Origin of the sequence: Vibrio sp. FF145, from assembly GCF_041439075.1 — a bacterium.
Classification (GTDB): Bacteria; Pseudomonadota; Gammaproteobacteria; order Enterobacterales; family Vibrionaceae; genus Vibrio; species Vibrio tasmaniensis_A.
This window is the reverse complement of record NZ_JBGONH010000067.1, coordinates 1-22,890: the sequence shown is the minus strand read 5'-3', so window position 1 is coordinate 22,890 and position 22,890 is coordinate 1. Positions and strand designations below refer to the sequence as shown.

Annotated in this window: 22 protein-coding genes and 2 pseudogenes; 20 read left to right on the top strand and 4 right to left on the bottom strand. The window is 41.4% G+C overall.

Going from position 1 to position 22,890, the window contains the following annotated elements:
* Positions 1–170: 170 nt before the first annotated feature.
* Positions 171–485 (bottom strand): annotated as a pseudogene (locus tag ACED42_RS19550) (transposase); the annotation flags it as partial.
* Positions 486–862: 377 nt separating this feature from the next.
* Here ACED42_RS19550 and ati1 point away from each other — a divergent pair.
* The 18 genes from ati1 to ACED42_RS19460 all read left to right on the top strand — a co-directional run bounded on the left by ati1 (position 863) and on the right by ACED42_RS19460 (position 15,890).
* The gene (gene ati1, locus ACED42_RS19545; protein WP_017096458.1) at positions 863–1,312 is read left to right on the top strand and encodes an Ati1 family type III secretion system chaperone; all 450 of its coding nucleotides are present in this window, start codon (positions 863–865) and stop codon (positions 1,310–1,312) included.
* A gap of 30 nt (positions 1,313–1,342) precedes the next feature.
* Complete coding sequence (locus tag ACED42_RS19540; RefSeq protein ID WP_371703826.1) at positions 1,343–2,830, top strand: VPA0450 family T3SS effector inositol phosphatase; 1,488 nt, start codon at positions 1,343–1,345, stop codon at positions 2,828–2,830.
* Between the two features lie 809 nt (positions 2,831–3,639).
* On the top strand, positions 3,640–4,134 hold the full coding sequence (locus ACED42_RS19535; protein WP_017096461.1) for a YscW family type III secretion system pilotin: 495 nt from the start codon (positions 3,640–3,642) through the stop codon (positions 4,132–4,134).
* A gap of 480 nt (positions 4,135–4,614) precedes the next feature.
* Positions 4,615–5,484, top strand: a complete 870-nt coding sequence (locus ACED42_RS19530) for a helix-turn-helix transcriptional regulator (protein ID WP_017100158.1) — start codon at positions 4,615–4,617, stop codon at positions 5,482–5,484.
* Positions 5,485–5,617: 133 nt separating this feature from the next.
* Positions 5,618–6,598: a T3SS regulon anti-activator ExsD domain-containing protein gene (locus ACED42_RS19525; protein ID WP_371703824.1), complete on the top strand. Its 981-nt coding sequence runs from the start codon at positions 5,618–5,620 to the stop codon at positions 6,596–6,598.
* A 12-nt stretch (positions 6,599–6,610) separates the two neighbouring features.
* Complete coding sequence (locus ACED42_RS19520; RefSeq protein ID WP_017096464.1) at positions 6,611–7,039, top strand: YscB family type III secretion system chaperone; 429 nt, start codon at positions 6,611–6,613, stop codon at positions 7,037–7,039.
* Positions 7,039–8,910 carry a type III secretion system outer membrane ring subunit SctC gene (gene sctC, locus ACED42_RS19515; protein ID WP_017100156.1) on the top strand — a complete coding sequence of 624 codons (1,872 nt, stop codon included), beginning with the start codon at positions 7,039–7,041 and terminating at the stop codon, positions 8,908–8,910. The genes ACED42_RS19520 and sctC overlap by 1 nt, the downstream gene beginning before the upstream one ends.
* Before the next feature lie 5 nt (positions 8,911–8,915).
* Complete coding sequence (gene sctD, locus ACED42_RS19510; RefSeq protein WP_017096466.1) at positions 8,916–10,211, top strand: type III secretion system inner membrane ring subunit SctD; 1,296 nt, start codon at positions 8,916–8,918, stop codon at positions 10,209–10,211.
* Positions 10,204–10,410, top strand: coding sequence for an EscE/YscE/SsaE family type III secretion system needle protein co-chaperone (locus tag ACED42_RS19505; protein ID WP_017100155.1), 207 nt, complete (start codon positions 10,204–10,206; stop codon positions 10,408–10,410). Before sctD ends, ACED42_RS19505 begins: the two co-directional genes overlap by 8 nt.
* A 15-nt stretch (positions 10,411–10,425) precedes the next feature.
* Positions 10,426–10,674: a type III secretion system needle filament subunit SctF gene (sctF, locus tag ACED42_RS19500; RefSeq protein ID WP_017096468.1), complete on the top strand. Its 249-nt coding sequence runs from the start codon at positions 10,426–10,428 to the stop codon at positions 10,672–10,674.
* Positions 10,675–10,677: 3 nt separating this feature from the next.
* Positions 10,678–11,034, top strand: a complete 357-nt coding sequence (locus tag ACED42_RS19495; protein ID WP_017096469.1) for a YscG family type III secretion system chaperone — start codon at positions 10,678–10,680, stop codon at positions 11,032–11,034.
* Positions 11,034–11,666: a YopR family T3SS polymerization control protein gene (locus ACED42_RS19490; RefSeq protein WP_017100154.1), complete on the top strand. Its 633-nt coding sequence runs from the start codon at positions 11,034–11,036 to the stop codon at positions 11,664–11,666. The genes ACED42_RS19495 and ACED42_RS19490 overlap by 1 nt, the downstream gene beginning before the upstream one ends.
* A gap of 8 nt (positions 11,667–11,674) precedes the next feature.
* Positions 11,675–12,019, top strand: coding sequence for a type III secretion system inner rod subunit SctI (gene sctI / locus ACED42_RS19485; RefSeq protein ID WP_017096471.1), 345 nt, complete (start codon positions 11,675–11,677; stop codon positions 12,017–12,019).
* Positions 12,020–12,021: 2 nt separating this feature from the next.
* Positions 12,022–12,765, top strand: a complete 744-nt coding sequence (gene sctJ / locus ACED42_RS19480) for a type III secretion system inner membrane ring lipoprotein SctJ (RefSeq protein WP_029223148.1) — start codon at positions 12,022–12,024, stop codon at positions 12,763–12,765.
* Complete coding sequence (vscK, locus tag ACED42_RS19475) at positions 12,749–13,423, top strand: SctK family type III secretion system sorting platform protein VscK (protein WP_017096473.1); 675 nt, start codon at positions 12,749–12,751, stop codon at positions 13,421–13,423. Before sctJ ends, vscK begins: the two co-directional genes overlap by 17 nt.
* Complete coding sequence (locus ACED42_RS19470; protein ID WP_017096474.1) at positions 13,402–14,037, top strand: HrpE/YscL family type III secretion apparatus protein; 636 nt, start codon at positions 13,402–13,404, stop codon at positions 14,035–14,037. Before vscK ends, ACED42_RS19470 begins: the two co-directional genes overlap by 22 nt.
* A 422-nt stretch (positions 14,038–14,459) precedes the next feature.
* Positions 14,460–14,900: a type III secretion system chaperone gene (locus ACED42_RS19465; RefSeq protein ID WP_017096475.1), complete on the top strand. Its 441-nt coding sequence runs from the start codon at positions 14,460–14,462 to the stop codon at positions 14,898–14,900.
* Between the two features lie 12 nt (positions 14,901–14,912).
* Positions 14,913–15,890, top strand: a complete 978-nt coding sequence (locus ACED42_RS19460; protein WP_017096476.1) for a hypothetical protein — start codon at positions 14,913–14,915, stop codon at positions 15,888–15,890.
* Between the two features lie 97 nt (positions 15,891–15,987).
* Here ACED42_RS19460 and ACED42_RS19455 read toward each other — a convergent pair.
* The 3 genes and pseudogenes from ACED42_RS19455 to ACED42_RS19445 all read right to left on the bottom strand — a co-directional run bounded on the left by ACED42_RS19455 (position 15,988) and on the right by ACED42_RS19445 (position 19,610).
* Positions 15,988–17,026 (bottom strand): annotated as a pseudogene (locus tag ACED42_RS19455) (IS630 family transposase).
* A 644-nt stretch (positions 17,027–17,670) separates the two neighbouring features.
* Complete coding sequence (locus ACED42_RS19450; protein ID WP_017096479.1) at positions 17,671–19,140, bottom strand: hypothetical protein; 1,470 nt, start codon at positions 19,138–19,140, stop codon at positions 17,671–17,673.
* A gap of 11 nt (positions 19,141–19,151) precedes the next feature.
* A complete protein-coding gene (locus tag ACED42_RS19445) occupies positions 19,152–19,610 on the bottom strand; it encodes a CesT family type III secretion system chaperone (protein ID WP_017096480.1) in 459 nt (152 codons plus the stop codon).
* 577 nt (positions 19,611–20,187) lie between these two features.
* On the opposite strand from ACED42_RS19445, the gene ACED42_RS19440 reads away from it, so the two are divergent.
* Both ACED42_RS19440 and ACED42_RS19435 read left to right on the top strand, forming a co-directional pair.
* The gene (locus tag ACED42_RS19440) at positions 20,188–22,218 is read left to right on the top strand and encodes a hypothetical protein (RefSeq protein ID WP_017096481.1); all 2,031 of its coding nucleotides are present in this window, start codon (positions 20,188–20,190) and stop codon (positions 22,216–22,218) included.
* 61 nt (positions 22,219–22,279) lie between these two features.
* A complete protein-coding gene (locus tag ACED42_RS19435; RefSeq protein ID WP_017096482.1) occupies positions 22,280–22,699 on the top strand; it encodes a type III secretion system chaperone in 420 nt (139 codons plus the stop codon).
* Positions 22,700–22,890: the final 191 nt, after the last annotated feature.

Here is a 22,890-nt window from a genome sequence, read left to right as displayed (position 1 = left end):
TGATCTTATTCTTCGCGCTGAAAGATTAGAATGCGGGGTTCATGACACGCTTACATAATAAAACCCACTCCTAGCATAAGTTCATAGCCATTTTACTTTAGATTTTCCGCGATGTATGGAATCCACTCATTCTCGGCGTTGTTGATCAAATCAGTTTGAGGTTCAACGACGCCAAAAACTTTGAGACCAGTCGAGTCAATCGCTATATGGCGAATAGCTCCTTTGGATTTATTGCGATATTTGACCTGAACTGTCTTCGAACGGTTGTTGATACAGGTGTAGTCAGGGGACGTCAGTGGAACATCCAATAGCTCAAAGATAGAATCAATAAAGCCTTGAAGAGCACGTAATGGCGGATAGAAGATCCCCTTAATCATCAAGGCAGTTTCAATCGCGGTATCAGAATACTGGAAACCTCTACCACGCTTGCACAGAGCCTTATTGTATTCCGCCCAGTTAGTTATCTTCTTTTCCGCTTTACCCATGTCACCACCGTTCTAACTACCATAAAGGATCAGATCACAAGACTTGGAAAAGGTTCAACTGATTTAAGCAACAATGCATTCATTCTCTGTTACTAGGAGGACGATGAGCTTAAGAAATTACAATGCACAGGTGGGTGAAACTTATGCGATGAGCAAAGCGTTGAACAAGCTTACTGGGTTATAAAACTTGTCGTATTGACTAAGAAGCACACGAAACGGTGCGACTCTGTCTCTAAACTAAATTAAGCATCAAAGCCTCTTAAAGTTCATTGAGTATAAAAACTTCCGCCCGTATTTAATATCTTGCCATTCCCTCATCTTTATAATTCTTCTCACTACGAATAAGAACCCTCAGAAAAATACACAGAAGGAACACAATGGATATTTATCAGGAAAGTATCAGTTTTTTAGGTAACGGCGTGGATTTTGATGAAAACGGATTATTTCAATGTGAGTTATCATCGGATACGAATAATCATGATGAAGCACTTTTCTTAACCGTATTTAAGAACGAAACCACCATTAGCTTACACATGTCTCTCACCAGCCCTGTGGAGTTGCCAACCCCTCTTCCAGAAACGATTGCTATCGCGATTGGTGAACATGCTCTGGAACCTTTCCGTGGTGGTTTCGGTATCGGTCTAATGCCCGATAGCCGAAGGTTAACGAGCTACAAGGTTATTTTTCTCTCAAACAAACCTCAAGATTATGTGCAGAACACTTTTCAGCAACTGTTAGAAAGAATGGAGCAATGGCACCATTTTATTGAACAAGCGGATAACGCAGAGACAATCCCAGAAACACTTCCTGCTGGGATCTTTGTTTAAGTTCCCTTATTTAAAATACGAGTTTAATGTATGTCTACAATTCAAATTAATAGCCAGCATCGAGGTAATTTAGACCTCGCAGATATTCAAAATATTAAAAGTAGCGTCAAAGAAGGCGATACCGTTAAATTTGGTTCTGTATTTGGTAAAGAGTACAGCGTAACTAAAAATAGCGATGGTGACGTTACTCTAAAACAAAAAGAAAACCGAAGCTTTTTTAATCGTTTCTTTAGTAAAGCCGATTCTTCAAAAAACGGTGATTTAAAGCTGAATCAGATGAATCAACAACTGCATAAAAAAGAAGGCAGCGGCAACGTTAAGGTCTTAACTTTGACCTATAACCAAGCAAACCAAAAGATGCCGGAAGACACAAAGAACTACTTCCAGAACCTGATTCAAAAAGGTGACTATGATGTGGTTTTGTTTGCGGAACAAGAGTCTAAATTGCTTGCTAACGATCTTGAACTTGATGGTATGAACCTTCTGAGTCAAAACAAAATGAAAGTTATGACGAAAGGTCTTGGTGAAGGTGTTAGCTACACTTCAATGTCCGTTTTTGCAAAAGACGGCGTCGATATTAACGTCAAAAAAGAGTCTGAATACCGTCATGGTATCGGTGGTCGAAACATGGAATTCTTCATGGGTATCACTGGTAACAAAGGTGGCGTAAAAACGGCTCTAGAGATCAATGGTCAAGCTCTAAACGTCATTTCTGCACACTTGGATTCTAACAAAGAAGTCAAACGTGAATTCGAAGGTAACAAGTTGATGGAAGGGAGCAAACCGCATGAAGAGGTTCTGATCACTGGTGATCTGAATGAGCGTGAAAAACGCACCGCTCAAGGTTCTGATGTGATGTACGATCCAGTCGCACATGATGATACGCATTTAGCCAAGCATGGCTTTAAGTTCAATCCTCTTAATAGTCACACTTACATGCAGCTTGATAAGCACACTGGTAATATTAAACAAAAAGAAGGTCGTGACCGACCTGACTTCGGTGAGCTCGATAATACTGGCTTAACAAATAAAACAGGCAACTTACAAAACCATGAAACCAGTGTTATCACTGAAGGGTTTGATAATGTCAGCGACCACAAGCCAGTACAGTCTACATTTGAAGTAAGAGGCTCCTCTCAAAAGCTGATTGAAAACGCACAAACACATACAGCAGAAGACTTCAAAAATGAAGCAGCGTACTTAAATCCTGGTACTGATCCGGCAAAAGCGACGTTTGATGATGTGACCTCAGCGAATCAAGCTCGCCTTGGTCTAGAAAACTTGAGTAGCGATGAACAAGCGTTTGTAAAAGAGAACTTCACTAGCTTTATCATCGGCAAAGATGCCATCTTTAGCCAGCTAACAAATGGCTTTATGGAAGAGATGCGTCAGCTTCACACTGCTAACCTGACCACCGGTCAACTACAGACTCAACAAATTGAATTGACCGAGAAATACGAACAGCTTAACCGCAAAGTAAACGCTCAGTTTAACCAGCAGTTCATTGCCAACCTTTAAGATAGACTCACCAGAATACCTATTTGTGAATCTATCTAGATGAATAGGAATGATGAATACAAAAGGTGATCGTAAGATTGCCTTTTCGTTCGATAGTAATCAACCTATATATACTCAAAAAGCGTTTGACGCATTTCGTTTCTTGTCATGATCTGCTCGCCTTGGCTCGCTTCAATTTTCGCTGGATAGAAGAAGTTTAAACTCAAGAATTTGTCGATATAAAGGATTAACGAGTGGTTAAAACTGAATTACGCAACAAAGTCGTCTGCTGTCAATAAATTATAATTTTGGATTGTTAACTTTAGCTAACAAGACCTGTTTACGACAGAAATGTATTCCCTTCGTTGTGAGTGATGGCGGGTAATAAGGATAAAACTAAGTGGTATCTAGGACTTTTTTTTTATTTGTTTGTTGTTAAATTATTGATTTTATTGATTTGTGTAAAAGTGATGCAATCGAGTTCATCCTTTATTTATAAAGATATTTCATTAGAATATAGATAGTTAGCAAGAACGGATAGGAAGCATGTTGCATATCGAGGGTTCAGCGCATTATATGATGAGGTCAGTTATGTTTTTGAGAAGCATGATTGCTTGATTTACTTTGGCGAACTGCCAAAGCAACGATTGCCCTTTTCTAAATGGTGCCAGTAAACGATGTATTTCATAAGTAGATAGTCGCGACCGTGCAAAGAGGCTATGCGTGCTCCATACGAAGGGGGGTCTCTGTATTGATGATACTAATTGCAGTGGTCAAATTGCTCCAGCCCTTGATAGATAACAACGGATAACCATAGCGAGTATAGCGAAATGCCCCTTATTACTGGATTAAACCGCTTTGATGCCATGGGTAACCATAACTTTGTCACTGACAATTTAGATGAATACTTGTCTCCTATGAAAAAGAACTCTTATTGCTTAATATTCCTTGCATTGATGCTAAGCGGTTGTGCAACCAAAAACCCAGTGTCAAATGGGTTTTCTAATCATCTTCAAGGAGCACTATTTGGTTGGATAACGTTTGATAATTACACCGCTCCAGTGAGTACATTTCTAAGCGTCGATGTGTGTCAGGTTTTAGATAGTCAGTGTTTTACTGTTTTACAACAAGAGTATCAAGGGGTTCAGTTACCCGTTCAATACTCGTTTGTTATTGCTCCGATTCAAGCTGGAAATGGCGAGATGAAAGTGCGCGCTATATTGCGTTATCAAGGTGAGATTATCGCAAAAAAGGAAGAGCGATATATCTTTACGCAAGGCAGTGTATATACCAACTTAAACCTAGAGGCTTATAATAATTACTAGGAAGTAATATTTTCCTTTATTATTATGTTTAATGCGTTGGAGGATATCCTAGTTCTAGGTATATTTAAAATAAGGTCATTGGGTTTTTTATTATGTAAGCATCAGTTCCTTTGAATATATATGGCTATCCCCAGGTGCTTTAATAAAGCATGTCGCACTTATTGGTTGGAATGTAAATCAAGCGAACTTTAAAAATACCACGTTCATGTGTTTAATGTAAAATTTCTTTTTGTATCACCAGTTGAAAATTAGAAAATACTAATTAACTATCAAAAATATGTCACGACGATATCAAAAATACTTTTTTGCCAGAATTATTTTTGCTATCGAAGTTAGCGCTTGGTTATTCGTTATTATTCGGGTTGGATGGTAGTGTTATGGACTATTTATTGGTAATCGGTCTGCATTTGCAATCGCACTGCTGGCTTCGACAGTTTCTCTTGTTTGAACTGGAGGAATTAAAATTATGAAGGGTAGAAAATGGATGTGTTAGGCCGACTAAACGCCGAAAGGGTCGACTCGCACTTGCGAAAAATTCATGGTGCGTGCTGCTATGAAAAATACGATGAAGTGTTTCATTCTAGCCAGTCTCATATTGTTATCGTTCACAATGGTCAATTGAGGGTGCAAACCGGGGGTTGTACGCTAGACGTGGTCGCTGGTCGAGGGGTTTATCTTTCTCAAGGGGATTACTTACTAGAATACACACCGATAGGCGGTCAATATGCGGCTTCGGTTATCGAATTTGACAATGAACTGGTGAGTCAACTATTGCAAAAGCATAGTGACCTTTTGATGTCGTTGCCAAAGGTTGAGGATGTACAGTCTGGATTATTCCCTTTTACTCTAAACTTATTGTTAGAACAGACGTTATTAGGGATTAATACTCTAGAAGAGCAATCTTTTCCTGATGCTATTATGCGCTTAAAGTATGAGGAAATGCTCATCTTGTTACTGCATGGTGACCAAGGTGAACACCTCTACGCGTTGTTATCACAACTGACAAATCGAACCTCAGAGAGACTCCGTCGCTTTATGGATCTTCATTATCTTAAAGAGTGGAAACTGACAGACTATGCTCAAGAGTTTGGTGCGAGTCTGACTACGTTTAAAGAGCTTTTTAACGAATATTATGGTATCTCCCCTAGAGCTTGGATCAGTGAACGTCGTTTATTACACGCTCACAAACTATTGCTCACAAGCAAGATGAACATTGTCGATGTTGCGATGGAAGCGGGGTTTTCAAGCCAGTCTTACTTTACACAAAGTTACCGTCGTCGCTTTGGAACGACACCAAGTAAGGTCCGTTCTGGAGATGATCCGGTAGTAATTGTTAAGCGAAATGTCTGACGACTAAAATTTTCTGACTAATTTTGAAAGGCATTAACGGGTGTAAACCCTATTATGCTCAGCGTAACGATGAGCAAAACTATTATCTCTACTTCCTTCTGGATTGCTCGAAGTAGATACGGAGAAGATTAAAATGAAAAAGCAGCATTGGCGACGCCGTTCGCTTTTTCCTAACAACATTGTGCTGCAGAGGAAGGTCACTGTATTGCAGCGAGGCGCAAGGTACGAGGGCTTACCTAAATCAACTCAAGAGCTTAACGTTGTTAATGTAAACCACAGACAGCTACTCAGTGAAGGTGTTCTGAGTTACGACCAATTGTCTTTACTGCAGCGCTTGCTTGATCGTAATGTTGTTGATTGTTTATGTGCAAGTCAGCTAATTAAAACATATCAAAAGCTTGGAACGTGTTTAGACCGCTCTGCTATGCGCCTTTTCTTAGAAGTGGGTGGGCAACTAAGTGACGAACGGGTGTTGAACTCTTTTGAACAAAGACTGGATTACATTAATCAGCGATTAGGTTACCGCTTCAATCTAGCGTCACCTAAGACACTAATTCTTTCGATGTATTTAACCTTAAATGAATGGTGCAATCAGCAAACGGATCAGAGGGCGCTACAAGACTCCATCAAGCTTGAACAGTTAATCAATCAACTGAGTATTCAGAAAGAGTATTGGATGAGATTGTCCGGAGAAGCGAGTAGCACATTTTTTGCTGAACAACAGTTGGATCTCATTGAGAATCAGCATAGTGAATTGCATGACCAACTTCGCGTTCTCAATGAGCAACAAAATCAAGTTATTGAATCTCATCGAGCACTAGTTGAAGAGTGGAAGCCAACTCTAGATAAACTCAAGGGCTTATATGAGTGCGGTAGAGTATCAGATAAATTTATATCTGAATGGAAAATATGGTGTAGCCAGGCTCGAGTACAAGCTCCTGAGCTGAGCGATATTTGGGATGCATGTGAGCTTGTGTTTAGCGATCTAAATGCCGTCGCTAAAATTTGGCAATGGTTTCAAGATATGCAAACCGTTGGCAGAGTGGATCATTACTACGTTGATATTCAAAACAATGAGTGCGGGCAAGCTTGTAACAATCTCAGGCAGATTTAAATAGGACTAAATATGTTAGATAAAATGATGAAATCCCTAGCGGAAACGTTAAGGGAGGGGGATTTTATTGCCTCAAGTAATGGTTCCTATGATATCGAAGTTGACCAGATGCAGCTTAATATTAGCCAGCACTCATCATGGATCTTGTGGGAAACCGTGCTCCCATTTTATTTTGAATCGCACCTTGATTTTCAAAAAGAGCAGGCGCTAAAACATTGTATGCAGCTCTCCTTGAAAACGTTGCGAGATACACGCAGCACGTTGACGGTGAATGACAAAGAACAGTTGATTATGCAAGGGAAGATGATTATGGAAAGTGCAACGACAGAAGAGCTTTGCACGCAGCTTGCTCAGCACGTAAATTTAGTGGAGCAGTTCAATGATTTGCTCGAACATCAACGTGTTAATCATACTGTTAGTCACAGTGTTTGGATCCCATAATGCTTGCAGTTTTAAAGTCACAAATAAGCAGAATCGTGCTGTCAGTAGTGTACGTTTCAAGTTTGATAATAGCAGTTCCTTCACATACCTCTGAGCTTGATTGGGTCGATCAACCGTTTCGTTATTACGCGGACAATGATTCACTAAAAGAACTGCTGAATAACTTTGGCGCAAACTACCGTGTTTCAGTGTCGGTTAGCGACAAGGTAAATGACCGAGCCAGTGGTCGATTTTCACCAGAAGATCCAGCCGAGTTTCTCGATTATCTGGCACAGGTTTACAACTTGATGTGGTACTTCGACGGTGCAGTGCTGCATGTATACAAAGCGACAGAAACCCGTTCACAATTGTTGCAGCTCGAACTGTTAACAGCTCGCGAATTACGTAGCACCCTGATCTCGACAGGGATTTGGGATTCTCGTTACGGCTGGCGTGCAGCGGAAAATAAGGGGCTGGTTTACTTAGCTGGCCCACCGAGATACGTCGATTTAGTTGTGCAAACGGCAGAAGCACTGGAAAGCAGACTGGTACAGAAATCCAATTCAACAGATGAATTGTTTGTCGATATTATTCCCTTGAAGTATGCATCTGCGACAGATCGAGAGATCAGTTATCGTGACCAAGGTGTCACGGTTCCTGGGATTGCTTCGGTACTAAGCCGAGTGCTTTCAGGTGTTCAAACTCAGGTTAAAGTGGCGAAAAAGAACGAAGAAGTAATAACCAATACGCCTAAGAAAATTACTAATAATGTCTCTTTACATAGCGGTGCATCGGTTGAAGCAGAACCAGGTTTAAATGCAATCATTGTGCGTGATACAAAAGCTCGATTACCGCTGTATCACAAGTTGGTGGCGCAGTTAGATCAACCGCAGTCAAGGATCGAAGTCGCACTTTCTATCGTTGATATTAGTGCTAATGACTTAAGTCAGTTGGGTGTTGACTGGCGAGCTGGTCTTGCAGTGGGTAACAACAGTATTTTGGACCTCAAAACAACTGGTGACGTAGGTAATGGTGATGTCAAGCTTGGTAGTGGGCAAAATTTTAAGTCTCTGCTTGATGCGACGAACCTAAATTATTTATTGGCTCAAATTCGTTTGCTTGAATCTAGAGGTAGTGCGCAAGTGGTTTCCAGACCAACCTTGTTAACACAAGAAAATGTGGAAGCGGTCCTTAATAACAGCAGTACATTTTATGTCAAGTTGATAGGCAAAGAAACCGCAGCACTAGAGAAAGTGACTTATGGAACGTTATTGAAAATTGTACCTCGCATCGTTGGCGACCGTTTGGTTGAAAGACCTGAAATCAATTTGAGTCTGCATCTAGAAGATGGTGCGGAAATCCCCGATGGTGACATTGATGGTGTTCCTTCAATTCGTAAAACAGAAATTAGTACTTTGGCAACGGTAAAGCAGGGGCAAAGCTTGCTGATTGGTGGAGTATACCGTGATGAAATTAGCAACAAGCTTCGAAAAGTTCCTTTGTTAGGAGATATTCCATACCTCGGCGCTTTGTTTAGAAGCACGGAAAGCTCCACGAGAAGAACAGTACGTATGTTCATTATAGAACCAAGAATTGTTGTCGATGGTATCGGAGACAACGTACTTATCGGAAATGAATATGACTTAAGGCCAAAGATTGGCACGTTGAATAGTATTTCCAATAACAGTGCAGGCCTTAAATCAGCACTTGCTTTGTACAGCTGTACAAAGGAAGTACAAGCAGTACGTTATCAGCAAGATTTGTTGTCACAAGGAAAGTCATCGTTGTTAGCAGAATGTGAGCTTCCTACGGGGCAGAAAGGGTGGAGAGTACAAATTAAAGAGTGTAATGGCTCAGAGAATCATTGCGTTCGACCATTAGAGGAGCAGTAACCTCAATGCAACAATGGAAAATTCGTATTCTTTCCGGTGTTCATTCCGGAGTGGAAGTCACTTTACCCAACGATTCATTGGTATTGGGTAGTGATGACTTTACCGCTGATTTAGTCTTAACCGACTCTGGCATTAAAGCAAGTCACCTCGTTTTAGTTTGCGATGGTGAAACGGTTTCACTACGTGAGTGTGAAGAAGTCTCAGTCAATAACGAAATTATCGCCGTTGATGCCGGTGGCGTTGATTTGTCGCGAAAAGCCTTGGTTTCTGTGGGTCGTTTAACCTTTGCTGTTGGTTATTTGGAAGATGATTTAGTTATTGAGATGGCAAATGACGTAGCAAGCAAGCAAGCGAAACCAATTGGCCATAAACCATCATCGGGTTGGAAGAAAATGCTGCTCATCGGATTGATTTGTGGCCTGATCCCAAGCGTTATCTTTATAGGTATTTGGTACGACCAAGTGCATGCGAGCGACAAAGACGTAATCACAGAAGCGGAGCCGATAGTCTTGGTACGCAATATTCTTAGTGAACTCGAGTTGAACGATGTTCGCGTTGAATGGAATGCCAATGCTCTACAGGCTGTACTTGAAGGTTACGTAGAAGATAGAACGCAAAAGGTACAACTGCTTGGTCGAATTGATGCATTAGGTATCAACTACAAGAGTGACCTGAGAACGATGGAAGAGATACGTCGTGGTGTGCGTTTTATCTTACGAAACCTCGGTTATCACCAAGTAAAAGTAGAAAATGGTAACGAGACAGGTACGCTGCTGTTAACGGGTTACATTGATGATGCAAGTCGTTGGAACCAAGTTGAGCAGATCTTAGAACGAGATGTCCCAGGGCTTATCGCTTGGAAAGTAGAGCTACAAAGGGCGGGGGCATACATGGTTACTCTAAAAGAGTTGTTAGGAGAAGCGGAGCTCTTAAAGAAAGTTCAGCTTGTTACTAGCGGTGATCGTATTGAAGTTCGTGGCGAGCTTGATGATGTTGAAACAACTCGATTTTATGGTGTAACGAGAGATTTTCGAGAGCAGTATGGCGAGAAACCATATCTTGTCTTGAAATCTATTCCTAAAGTGAGCAAAGGAACAAACATCGATTTTCCGTTTCGTAGCGTGAATTTTGGCCTATTTCCTTATGTCATCCTCACTGACAATGTTCGTTACATGGTAGGAGCTCGCACTCCTCAAGGGTACCGTATTTCAAGCGTTACTCCGGCAGGAATTGAACTCGTAAAACGCGGGCGGGTAATCACTATTGATCTAGAGTATGAAGGTGAAAATAACAATGACTAATCTTGAGCAGTTATTACAAGGCGATTCAGGGCAGCAAGAAAAAGAGGTGATCATTTTTAAGTTCAAGCAAGCGCAATCAGCGATAAAGCGTCAGCTCCATCTTGGCTGTTCACCAAAAGAATACCAGTTGCTACACAAACAGCACGAGGCTTATCAAGCAGCATTAACGGTAATTGAAACATTTCTAGACAACAAATAAAAGAAGGCGATATATATGTCATTTTATGATTCGAGTAAAGGCGTTAACCTCGACGCAGTTAAAGCTAAATTGTTACAGCAATCAAAAACAGCGAATGAAGCGGTAAACACCGCGATCAAAAACTTAGAAACGAACGCAGACGATCCTTCAAAGCTTGCAGAGCTACAGCATACAATCAACAAATGGTCTGTGGTATATAACATCAATGCGACCACAACACGTGCAATCAAAGACGTGATGCAATCAATTCTGCAGAAGGTATAACCTATGGATAAAGGCATGTGTTTACTTCTGGCTGAGACAGCGTTGATGGCAACCGGTCTGCATCGTCATGAAGAGGCAAATACCATTGCGGAATGCCTTGAGTTGCAAGGTGATGCAGAAGAAGTCGTTGCTATGATTCGTTCAATGAGTTTGATGAATCGTGGCTTGTACGAGGACGCTCATCGTTTACTTGAACCGCTTTGCGTGACACGCCCAGACTTAATCGGTCTGGCTGCGCTAGCGGCAGGAAAAGCTGGGCTCTTAAGCAAAGCCGAATCGTGGTTAGATATGGCATTAAAAGGCAATGAAGAAAACCAAGCCTTTGCCATGAGTTTTTCTAAAGACATCAGGAACCTTTAATGAAGGTTGAAAGCAACGGAATCAACAACATGCTCAGTCAGGTGCCGAAAGCACCCCGGAATGATACACCTGATGCGAACAAGATGAACCGTTTGATGAGTGAGAACCCACCAGATAAGAACATACCGACTACGAAAAAAAATACGGATAGTGTCACGCGGTCTAAAGGTAGAACAGCAGCTATTAAAGAGTGGTACGAAGCACTAAAACGTTCTGGAGACTTCAGCGCAGCAGCGCTTAGCAGAACGCTTAAAGACGCGTTTATTTCGCCTAGTGAGAAAAAAAAAGCCTTATGGTATGCCTTTAGTCAGGAACAAAGCGCAAAAGGCACTGATAAAGCATCACCAGAATTGTTGGCATTATTTAAGCATGAGCTGTTGGGCAGTTTTTCAGGGCGCTTGCTAGCGACTCCCCCTAAAGACCGCCGAGAGTTGAAAGCGTTGCTTTCTGAACATTTCCCACTTGGTGCGCAAAAAGAACAAGCGCTTTGGCACTGTTGGGGTGAGTTGAAAGACATCCCTGCCCAAGCTCCAGTATTGGAGGTGGTCCGAAAAGAACTGAGCTTTGTTATACAAAAGAATGCCATGGTCAAGAACATGTTGAGTTACAGCCACAAACTAGACCTCTCATAGGAACGGATATGATTAATACGCAGTACACAGAAGTGATGCAAACCAACCTCGAGCAAGTGCAAGACGCACAAGCTGAAGCGGGACTTAGTGAGCGTTTCGAGCAAGCGATGCTATCGCCTGAGGGAAACCACGGTTTAGAAGGTGGCTTGTTAGAAAACATTAGCGAACTGAAAAACACCATCGACAATGCAAAAACTAACTTAACCGATAGCATGGCAATGGTTGGTGACGACCCTGCTCAGCTCTTGCAGATGCAATGGGCGTTGAGTCGAATTACCTTTCAAGAGGAGCTGATTGCCAAGACGGTAGGTAAAACGACACAGAATGTAGAAACATTGTTGAAGGCCCAATAGTCATGATGAAGACAATACGTGCCGTGTGCATGTTACTCGTGTTATTTTTAGCTGGCTGTCAGACGGAGCTATACACTGGAGTAAGCCAGAAAGAAGGCAATGAAATGCTGTCTATTCTGCTTTCTGAGGGGGTCGTGGCAACCAAAGAACCGGATAAAGACAACACCATAAAATTGATGGTAGATAACGCTCAAGTCGCATTTTCGGTTGATGCTCTGAAACGTAAAGGCTACCCGAAAGAGCAGTTCTCAACACTCAAAGAAGTGTTTCCGAAAGATGACCTGATTTCGTCTCCGATTGCAGAAAGGGCGAGGCTTATATACGCGAAATCGCAAGAACTATCATCAACGCTGTCACAAATTGATGGAGTGTTAGTGGCACGCGTTCACATTGTACTTGAAGATAAAAACCTTCGTCCAGGTGAACGTCCAACTCCTGCTTCTGCATCAGTGTTTATTAAACACGCAGCGGATGTGGCACTCGACTCTTATGTACCTCAAATTAAGCAGTTAGTGAACAATAGTATTGAAGGGCTTAACTACGAACGTATTAGCGTTGTCATAGTACCATCTTCGGAAGTTCGTGTGACGGCTCAAAGCAAGCAATTTGAAAGCATTTTGTCTATTCAAGTGACCAAGGACACGGCAAGCAACTTGATTGCTATCCTCGTTTTCTTGTTACTACTTATCATCGGTTCTAACGCAGCGACGTTTGCATGGTGTCGTAGGAATGCGCAACGTGGTTAATTCTGATACGCCAGTTTCTCAGATTTATCATCAGTTTAATTATTGTCCTTGCAGTTATATTGATGAGAGTTGGATAAGCAAGAAACAGCCTTGGTTATTACGAGTCCAAGACTGGAGACACCAGGCTGCGATCAATCAATGGTGTATTGAAGAATGGCAGCTATCAACGATTACTGATCATGTTTTTAATCATCCATTTAATAGTTTGGTGTTACTTCCAGTTGAAACGACTAACAAATTACTTTTGCTGATTGGTGGGGCAATGTATTGTGAATCGATGCGCCAAGTTGTCTTGAAACAACCAAAGCAGTGCCTCAATCATATTTTTGGTGTCGATGAAACGCGTTTTTTAATTCAACACGGGCCAATGATGATCTCAAATTGGCCAAACGGTTGGCAAAAAACATTGCCGGCGAGTTTAGATGAAGCCAGCTTTGAAAAGGCAGCCCGTGAACTTGGGTATCTATGGGTCACATTTTTACTGGAGAAATCACCATCAGAGCTTGTACAAAGGTGGCAGTTCAAGCTCGATTGTTCATTAACCCAAACAAAACTCAGTGCTGATTGGTTCGATGAAACGCATCGAGATCTTGCTTATCGACTTATAAAGAAAATCGCAAAACAGGTAATCCCTCAATGGTTTCATTTGTTGAAATAAAAACTGACAACTTGCAGTTGGCTACAGGTCTAAAGATTCTCAAAGCAAAGGATTATGTGAGTTATTTAGATTCGCAACACTTGGTTGAAGCTGCACACTCTAAAGCCGAGAGCATTATTACAAAAGCTGACGATGCTTATGAGTTAGAAAGACAGCGTGGTTACCAGGATGGTATCGATCAAGCGAAGATAGAGAGCGCAGAAACTATGATGTCAACGCTTGCACGATGTAATGAGTACTACTTGCAAGTCGAACAGAAAATCACTGGCGTAGTGCTTGATGCCGTAAGCAAAATTATCAGTAGTTTCGACGATGTGGAAACAACGGCAATAGTGGTGAGGGAAGCGCTTCAGCTGGTCAGTAATCAGAAACAAGTGATTCTGCACGTGCACCCCGAGCAAGTGACAGAGGTGCGAGATAAGGTTTCCTTAATACTCAGTGACTTCCCGGAGGTCGGCTATGTTGACGTTATTGCAGATGCGAGACTCAAAAATGGTGGGTGCATACTGGAAACTGAAGTCGGTATTATCGATGCCAGTATCGACGGGCAACTGCAAGCTCTTAAGCAGGTGATCACTAAGCAATTCAGTGAGCGCCAACAGATACAGTCTTGACGTGCTTATCTTTAACTCTCGAAAGCTCAGAAAAACGCTGGGCTTTTTGAGCTTTACTTTCTATTCACTGTACCTTTCTACCATTTCTCTAGTTTTATCTTAGCTTCCCATCCGATCTTTATAAACGGCTTAAAATGAAAAAAAGCCGACCATATCTGGCATATTCTGTGACTGTTATTGAGCACAATACTTACATCAACGGGAACTCTGATTATCTTAAAGGCTCTATTAACTATCGCCTCATAAGAGAGTAACGTTCGTTCAGAATACTGAATTTGTTTTTCTAAAAACGGTTAATCTAACAAAATTAACCAGCAACAATGGAAAATAAAATAATGTGATAGGTGTATTTAAATTCGAAATTTTATATCTTTTATTTTAAATAGATACATCAATATTAAATATCAGGATGGTAGGTGAGTATGGATAAGGTAAATACCTTACTAATTGAGCTTGGTAACACACTCGATATTGAACGGGTGACTGCATATGATTATCAAATGTGGACAGTATATATGTCTGCAGGCAAAGAGATTGAAGTTCAAGGCTTGGATGAGAGAGAAGAACTGTTACTTTCAATCAAGGTTTGCCAAGATGAAGAGTCATTTGAAATTAAAAAACTGAAAACACTTTTGGAATATAACTTCTTATACCGGGAGTCAGGTGGGGTACAGTTCTGTATAGACCCTAAAAACAATGAAGTACACATGCAGATAAGTATACCACTTACCTCAGAAGTGAGTCGTGTTTCTATCCTGATTACTCAGCTTATGGAGCTTTGTGAACTGTGGAAGCAATATCTAACGGCTCAGTTTCAATCGATTGAGCAACATAAAAAGCTGCATACTTTCATCTCTGTTTAAAAGGTTAGGGTTATGGTAAATATCAATACATCACATATGCATTCGCTGAGCGAACTCACTGCACAGTTATCTACACAAAACCAATCGGACGACAAAGAAGTTCGGGCTCACGGAGGCAAGGACATCTTTGTTAAAGAAGGTGCGCCGAAAAACACAAGCGTAAGCTCTCGTATCAATCACCAAAACAAAGCGAAATCGATCGTCGTTGATCTATTGGTTAAGCAAGGTCTGCCAAAAGGTGTCGCCAAAGCTATGATGCAAAACGTACTGAATGGTGAAAATAAGTTGACTCTTGGAAACCTTAAAGACCTAGAGCGATTATCGACAGGGCCTAGAGAGAATTGGCCAAGTGTTTCAAGCACTTCAAAACCATCCAGCGCAGGTAAAACCGCTCCAGCAGATGCCTTGATTAGAAAGCACCAAGCTACACTGCAAAAGTTGGGTGATTTCGCTTGTACTGACCTTAATACCTTCGGTGATAAGAGATCTGAGTTCTATCAAGCGAAAGCGAAGCCAAGACTAGAAGGCTTCTACGCAAATCCAGCAAGAGTTCAACAAGATAAAAAAGCGACCATGTCAGCAAACATGGTTCAAGTGGCGGCTCAAAGAGGCAATAGCCCTCAGATGGGGACACTTCAAAACATTGCGAAATCCGTTCAGGACGCAAAAGCCGGTTGCTGTACTACGTTTGCCTTTGCCGCGGCCGCTGAAATGATTCAAGGGATGCAGGGTGATGCGAATCAAAACACTAAGGTCGAAGTAGTGGCATTCAAGAAAGGACACTCAGGCACGCACTTGTATGTTTTGGTTGGTAGACAGGACGGTAGTGATATCAAAGACCCAAGCTCATGGAATAAAGATGTGAAAATTGTAGACCCTTGGGCAGCTTCAGCATTTGGTGCGAGAATGTTTGGTGATATTGCTCATCCACCGGTTTCCAACATGTTCCCACCATCTGAAGTGATTTTTTCTAGCCACAAACTGGACTAAAGATTCCATAATCGGTTGCTAATATTTACTACCAAAAAGGAGCAGTATTACTTTGCTCCTTTTATTTTTTTAATGTAAGTGATATTAATCTGGAAAATTAACTGCTCAAGTCTATCCATTCTCTAGCGCACATTTTCGATACCCTTTTCGGCACTTCAAGAAACCTATTCCACGCAACGCATACCTTGGAAACAATGTCCTCATAGTCTTCGAAGCTTTGGTTCGCTAAGTAGTGTTGTCGTAACCAACTCCATACTTGTTCTATCGGGTTAAGCTCTGTCGAATATGGGGAAAGTTTGATGATACTGACATTATCAAATTTGTGGGCGATATCATCGGTATGCCAACCTGCGCCATCCATTATTACTACAGCATGCCTTCCTTCCTTTGTCTGTGATATCGGATATTTGCTTTAAGTGTTAGATCATAATGTCTTTATTGACCCAAGGCACAACCATAGCTTCTCCAATCCCTCAGCTAGGACAAACAGAACCGAACAGGTAAGCGTACTCAAATTGCTGCTGTTTTGGCGCCCTTGGGCGCGTTCCTGTTTCAGCCCACAAGCGTGTCGTTGTGTTTTGTTGTCCGAATCTAGCTTCGTCTTGAAACCAGACATCAACACTCTCCAGCCCAATATGACCGAGGATCTTAAGGATCGTTTCTATTTTGAATTTTTTAAAATCGTCTTGGATTTGCTGTGATTGTTTGGGGTGTTTGGATCGAGAAGTTATCCAAGAAAAGCCCATGTGGTCGAGAAGATAATAGATAGAATTAGGGTGGTAGTATTTATCAAAGTTTTCCACGATGTAATCATGTATATCGCTCCCGACAAGGCGCCCGCCAGAAGGGGACTCTGCTTCTTTCTTAATGAACGCGCTGAGTTGTTTTCGTTGCTCTACATTGAGATATGCAGGCCTGCCTGTGCGAGGTTTCTCTTGAAGTCCTTCCAATCCTTCTTCAAGAAATGTCTGGACCCATTTGTTTACACTAGTTCGACTGACTTTGAGGTATTTAGCAATTTGAGTGTGCTAGTGACCTTCTTTGAAGTGGGCAAGTGCTAGTAAACAAACCTTCATTTGAATGGTTTTTTGTTGGCTTGCTAGTTTTTTAAAATCTGTCTTATTAAGGCTATCCATAGCTATTTTCTGCAAGAGTTCGACGACCTCAATTAGATCATATTTTTACTTTAATGGGTGTTACTGATTGCCTGTTTGAAGTCCTTTTTGGCTCGTTATGTGCGGTGCGGGCGCAAAAGGCTGGTTTGATATTCGTGAATACATTATCGGACACCATTCATATGATCAGTGCTTATGCTTATGCTTCATCAAATAAGCTCGTGTTGGGGCAGATAAAAACTGAGTACAAGCTAAGTGGCATTTGATTGCGAAGCCAATAGCGATTAACTATCGCGGGGCCCTTTCAATACCTCGTCTAGGCTCGGAATCATCGCTGATATCAAATTAACGGATAATAATAGGCTATTCGAATATCAAAGGTTGGCACACAATGAGGGACTATCCGTCAACGGCCAACCTTATATATGATTCTATTGAAACTGTTCTTCAGTTCAGCTTGAGTTGCTTATCCTCTTTCAAATCTATTGCCCGAGATACTTGGCTTGGCGAGAATGTCGGGTTTTGAAAGCGAGGCAACAATTTGTAGAGCCAATGCTTCTAAATCAAAAACTGTTAAACAAGGTATACAAACCAAGGGAACTCGTCCTTTGGGAGCGTGTAACGGAAAAATTTCATCGTCAATAACTTGGGTATGATATTGACGATTAAATCCAGCCTTCTGCTAAGTACATCAACCTTAGCTGACTTGGTGAACCAAGCTTTTCTAGCGCCGAGAGTTGGCCTTGATCGAGGTTCGGGCTTTTATCCAAGTATACTCGTCCGTTCGGTGTATCTAGAGGGAGCTTGTAAGTCAACGTCTTATTGATATCCTGTGCCTTTCCTTGGTCGATAGATCTTACTGCTGGCATTAGCCAGTCCCAATCTTCTTTGAGCAACTTCTTAAGTGCACTGTTGGCCTCTGACTCAGTTTGGCTCGGTGTATCTTCGATACTCAATTTATTCGTTGATCCAACATCTGGCACCAAGTTCTCACTTGCATCAGAGCCCAACATTTTCTTAAGCGTTAAGCGCGCCAATTCCATATCCTGAGCTTCTTTCGGTGCTTGAGGTGATGTCATAGATTTGTCTTCTTTTGGGCCTAGGTACGCAATCAAAGCACGTCCTGATGCAGCATCTTGCATACTAAAGGAGAACTTCCCTTTGCTGTTAGACACTTCAATTCGAGGTAACACACCAGACATAGGTTCTTGGTGAATTTGCTCTTGAACTTCGTTGTTCAGACAGTAGGAACTCGCTTGACCGGCTACAAACCCAGAACCAGTGATTAAGCCAGATGCTGCTACACTGCCTAGCGCTTCTTTTGCAACAACAAGGACACCAGTTGTGCCCACAGAGGTGACACCAAATGCACCAAGGCTTCCCGTCGCCATACCTAAGGTCGCTCCAACCGCACCTTCAGCAGATTGAGTGGCGTGCTCGTGCGCTAATGCTTGTTGTATCGGCAATGCCAACCTTTGGTCATGACCGGGCAATTGCGCAATCTGTTCTAGTTGGTGATAGTGCGCCTCAGCATCACCATTGACTGCCGACTTATGTAATTCACGCCCCGTGGCGATCAACAAACCAACACCTGGTAACGCCAAGTTAATTACTGCGTTGATACCAGTCCCTTTGATTGTTTCTTTTGCCATCTCAAGCAGTTCAGCACCTAAGCCGTCCATTTTGCCTGGGTATTGGTTTTCGATGCTGACTTGTAAGCGTGGGTCTTTGCTGATCGAATCGAACGTGCTTTTTAGATTTTTATAAGCTTTATCGTCAATCTTCACTTCATCTAATAGGCTTACGACTTCGAGGACCTTACGCGCAGTTAAAGGCTCGCCACGATACCCTGCTGTGCTCACAAGAGAGAATGCCAATAATGCCGTTTCTGGTTTTTCTTCTTTTAGCAGCGCCTGTTTTAAATCAAGGTGGGTCTTAATATTTTCTTGGTGGTACTTTTGATATGTAGATCGCAATATGGTGTCACTCACTGCCGTGAACTTTTGCCCTTTATGAAAGGTCGACGGCTCTTTGGCTTTACCGTGCTTACTGATCACCCGCTTATCTTTTTGTGCCGCGACAGTACGAAATTGATCCAAGCTCGGAATCTGGCTTTGGCTAGTTGAAATTACCATGGGTGAACTCCTTAAACTCTAAGTGTCTCAATGTGGGATTGTTCTGGATTGATAAATTGGGTTGGGTCTTGGTCTAACATTGCAAATCGAGCCTGCCAGAGTAGGGTTTGCTCATTTAGAAGGTGAAACCAAGTTGATAGGCTCGCTGCGTTTAAGTACTCAATCGGCTTTCTGCCCGCAAGAACCAATTGCCTACCATTTGGTGCAAGTGAAAGGGTCAAGCTCCCATCCGCGATACCGAAATAGTTAGCATGCGCAATGAGTTCAAGACCTTTCAGTCTCAGTTCACCGCTTTTTTCGAGACCGCCAAAAACCACCGATAAAACAAAATCGTTTTGATCTGCCTCACTAAAGTAAATAACGTAACGATCATCAACTAATAATTGGCAACGATTTTCTTCAGCAAAATAAAGTGGAGGTAGTTCATTTATTTCACAAAACTCTTTTATTAGAACTTGTAATGTGTTCATCGTTTATTCCTTCTGTTTTATCTTGCTAGTAAACAACAAATAGTATAATTACGATGTCGAAAGTGGCTTTTATTTTGTTGATTTTCTAAACTGTCGTGATGTGTAGCACAAAGAACAAATGAATTTAATCGTCTTTGTTACGCAATTAAGCTCTCTAGTGTGAGGTTCCCCTGAACAGTTCTTGATGCTCAAGAAGAGTTATGCTGTAAAGCTCTTTGCGAAGTGTTTGGATTCACCGCAGTGGGTAAACAAGGATCGGACTCTGTCGTCAGAGTCTGTGTTTACCCCCTGAAGTCTTCGAGAGCAGAGCTTAGTAACGGTTCTATTGGATTTAGTGAGTTGCCAGCTTGCAAGCATACTTACAGCAGGAGGGGGGGAGTATAGCAAACTGGCTAAATCACTGGTTCTTATAAATTATCGTTTTTACTTCATCTAGCTGTTCTTAGTCAAGGTAAGGAGGTAGCTCGCCCCCTTTCATTTCGATATATAAAAAAAATAGGCCAATACTGAGAGCCCCCCTTGGCACTCTTAACCTATACTACCCTCTCGGTGTTTATATAGGTTCTAAGAGGTCACAATGCCTACTATCTCAGCGATTCATCAACCGATGAACTCAACAGCAATAAAGAAAAGCAACCACGCAGAATCAACTCAAAGTATCGTAAAAAGTGTACATGCCTCATCAGCAAAACAAACCTCTATAGGTTCAAGCGTCGCAAGCCCAACGACTGGCAAGTCTCATTTCAATCACGCCTATACATCACCAAAAGGGACACAAGAATTCTACTCGCAAAACAAAATGTCTTTTTCACAAAAACTAGAAAACTTTTTATCCGAGTATTTGATAAGTAAACCTGGCAGTGAAAAGAAAAGAGTAAAAGAACTGTCAAACATTGCGAATGTAACGGTAAGCAAAGATTTCAACGTCACCTGCCCACTTCCAAGTAAAGTCGGGGGCTTTAAACAGTTACTTTCAGATATAACAAAAGGACACTCTCCAACTAAAGGTGAGTTCTACCCTAAATTTAAAGCTCTAGTCCAACAATCTTTCAGCGAGATTATTTCTCTAGCACCGAAGAAAGGCCATAAAGATACTATCGAACTCAAGTCGCCATCGGTCGTATCACCTTTAGTTGATAGGCCTGTGTCAGATACTAATGTGACATCAAAAACCGCGCCTACTTCACTAGGAGTAACATCAGAACCAAGCCTAGAGACATCTAAGGGCAGCATAAGCTCATCAGAAAAAACAACCATAGAAAAGAGCAAGCAAGCTGACAATCAAAAAAACGCGACTAAAGAGCAAGTAACAGACGTTAAGTTACAAAACTATTATGAGCATGAGAGCACTTCTATCAAGAAAGAATTTGAATCACTATTTAACGCATATGCTAGCTCAAGCACTAAACATGCTGAATACGCACAGAGCTATTCTTATGATTGGTCAATGACATACTCTAATGGGTGTTACCAACTTGAATCATTACCTAAAATGGCTGAAGAATTTGCAAGTAAGTTTTGTAAGCTAACTGAAGAGCACTCCCCTAATGGTTCCTTAGGGAAGTTAGTAAAAAAAGCGTTAACAAATAAGACAACATTAGGGCAGATGTTGAGAGTTAACAAGGCCTCTACGCTAGGTCCTATGTCTCAACTGTTGCCTACAACACTGAAGGTGGTATTAAAAAGCAACTTATCTACCGAAACCGCTGCAACCTTCCAAAAAGTAGTAAAACAGGAAGTGAGCGAACAAGAACAACTTAATGCACTAAAACAGAAACAATTACCGTCACAGCTACAAAAGCTTGAACTTCAAACTAACCTCTACCAGTCTAATGTAAAAGAGTTTCCAGAAGCAGATTTAAAATGTCGTAACTTCCAAAAAGCTTTAGTAAAAGCAGTGAACAGAACTAATTCTGTTGATAAAAATAACGAACTACAAAGAAAAACAGAATTTAGAGGGCAAGGAACAGTGTTTAAAGAACTAAGCCCTAGCATAGATTTACCTGTAAATGATCAAAGTAAACACACGCTATTCGATACGAACAAAACCTACGGTATTGGGGACTTTGATAACATTGTAAGCAGTAATTTTGTAATCAAAGAAAAGACAGACTCATTCGAGAATCACCTATCAAGGTTAAATCAGAACATTGGCTTCCATATCGAAAAACTTCCAAATGAAGCCGAAGTCGCCAATGTAAACACACTCGGCATTAACCCATTAAATATTGATGTAGATAGAATGATGGCAAAATTGACGAATCTAAAACCTCTATTGTTAGAGCCAAAACCAAGTTGGAGAAGCCGACTAATTCAGCTGTTTCACCCTAAAGGTGCCGAAAACGAAGCTGAACGTCTGTCTTATCAATATATGGATATTTCACACTTACAGGCACTGAAAGACGATATATCAACCAGTTCGGAGGCAATGAAATTAACCGACCTATCGAATAAACCTTGGATGCAATATTTAGTGGCAAAGCAAGTTGAATCACTAAAATCAGATTGCCAAAGTTATAAATTGGGGCCATTTACCATCGCCTCTCCAGCGAAAAAGCAACTAGATGCACTGCTAAGTTCGAACGAATGGCTACAGAGCAAAGCTTAAAAACAAAACTTGATGATCGCACGTGATCCCTTGTTTTCGCAAAGTAAATTATTGAGGTGTAATGTTGAAATTTGAAGCCGTATTATCAGAACTTGCTGAACTATGGGGAATTGAGATCCCCGTTGAATCCGATGCGATTGAAATAATCGATAATCAGGAAAGCCTTTGGGTTCTAGAATCGCCAAAGCAATCAGATTTATTTACCTTGTATACCCCTCTACATGTCATTGTAGACCAATATAAGATGAGTGATTGGTTAAGTTTAAATATGCAGCGGGACTTACTTGGAAGCTGCTGGATTGGACTAAACAACGAAGAACTATGTCTAGGCGTGTCCTTACCAAAGGATAAATTTGACCATAACGAGCTGAATAATATTTTTGAAAATATGCATTTAATTAAAGATAAGGTTCATGCTTTACATGATTGCAATGAAAATGTTCATATTGATCTGGCTTTAATTAATGTGAAATTTATGTAGCTAACGGGTAGATAAAGTTACAACTCATTTTATCTGAATCGCGAGGTGACAAGTTTGCGTGTCATCAGCACGGCTTTGTTGCGTAATTCAGTTAGAGACAGAGCAGCCCCATTTCGTGCGTTTCTTAGTCAATACAGCAAGTTTCAGGCATACCTAACCCAGTGAGCTTGTTCAACGCTTTTATCATCGCG

Bases quoted from the DNA above. Each gene is read 5' to 3' on its own strand.
- ACED42_RS19495 (WP_017096469.1), top strand. From the start codon at position 10,678: ATGGATAAAGGCATGTGTTTACTTCTGGCTGAGACAGCGTTGATGGCA.
- sctI (WP_017096471.1), top strand. From the start codon at position 11,675: ATGATTAATACGCAGTACACAGAAGTGATGCAAACCAACCTCGAGCAA.
- ACED42_RS19535 (WP_017096461.1), top strand. From the start codon at position 3,640: ATGCCCCTTATTACTGGATTAAACCGCTTTGATGCCATGGGTAACCAT.
- ACED42_RS19540 (WP_371703826.1), top strand. From the start codon at position 1,343: ATGTCTACAATTCAAATTAATAGCCAGCATCGAGGTAATTTAGACCTC.
- ACED42_RS19530 (WP_017100158.1), top strand. From the start codon at position 4,615: ATGGATGTGTTAGGCCGACTAAACGCCGAAAGGGTCGACTCGCACTTG.
- sctF (WP_017096468.1), top strand. From the start codon at position 10,426: ATGTCATTTTATGATTCGAGTAAAGGCGTTAACCTCGACGCAGTTAAA.
- ACED42_RS19520 (WP_017096464.1), top strand. From the start codon at position 6,611: ATGTTAGATAAAATGATGAAATCCCTAGCGGAAACGTTAAGGGAGGGG.
- sctC (WP_017100156.1), top strand. From the start codon at position 7,039: ATGCTTGCAGTTTTAAAGTCACAAATAAGCAGAATCGTGCTGTCAGTA.
- ACED42_RS19490 (WP_017100154.1), top strand. From the start codon at position 11,034: ATGAAGGTTGAAAGCAACGGAATCAACAACATGCTCAGTCAGGTGCCG.
- vscK (WP_017096473.1), top strand. From the start codon at position 12,749: ATGCGCAACGTGGTTAATTCTGATACGCCAGTTTCTCAGATTTATCAT.
- ACED42_RS19435 (WP_017096482.1), top strand. From the start codon at position 22,280: ATGTTGAAATTTGAAGCCGTATTATCAGAACTTGCTGAACTATGGGGA.
- sctJ (WP_029223148.1), top strand. From the start codon at position 12,022: ATGATGAAGACAATACGTGCCGTGTGCATGTTACTCGTGTTATTTTTA.
- sctD (WP_017096466.1), top strand. From the start codon at position 8,916: ATGCAACAATGGAAAATTCGTATTCTTTCCGGTGTTCATTCCGGAGTG.
- ACED42_RS19460 (WP_017096476.1), top strand. From the start codon at position 14,913: ATGGTAAATATCAATACATCACATATGCATTCGCTGAGCGAACTCACT.
- ACED42_RS19505 (WP_017100155.1), top strand. From the start codon at position 10,204: ATGACTAATCTTGAGCAGTTATTACAAGGCGATTCAGGGCAGCAAGAA.
- ati1 (WP_017096458.1), top strand. From the start codon at position 863: ATGGATATTTATCAGGAAAGTATCAGTTTTTTAGGTAACGGCGTGGAT.
- ACED42_RS19525 (WP_371703824.1), top strand. From the start codon at position 5,618: ATGAAAAAGCAGCATTGGCGACGCCGTTCGCTTTTTCCTAACAACATT.
- ACED42_RS19465 (WP_017096475.1), top strand. From the start codon at position 14,460: ATGGATAAGGTAAATACCTTACTAATTGAGCTTGGTAACACACTCGAT.
- ACED42_RS19445 (WP_017096480.1), bottom strand. From the start codon at position 19,610: ATGAACACATTACAAGTTCTAATAAAAGAGTTTTGTGAAATAAATGAA.
- ACED42_RS19440 (WP_017096481.1), top strand. From the start codon at position 20,188: ATGCCTACTATCTCAGCGATTCATCAACCGATGAACTCAACAGCAATA.
- ACED42_RS19450 (WP_017096479.1), bottom strand. From the start codon at position 19,140: ATGGTAATTTCAACTAGCCAAAGCCAGATTCCGAGCTTGGATCAATTT.
- ACED42_RS19470 (WP_017096474.1), top strand. From the start codon at position 13,402: ATGGTTTCATTTGTTGAAATAAAAACTGACAACTTGCAGTTGGCTACA.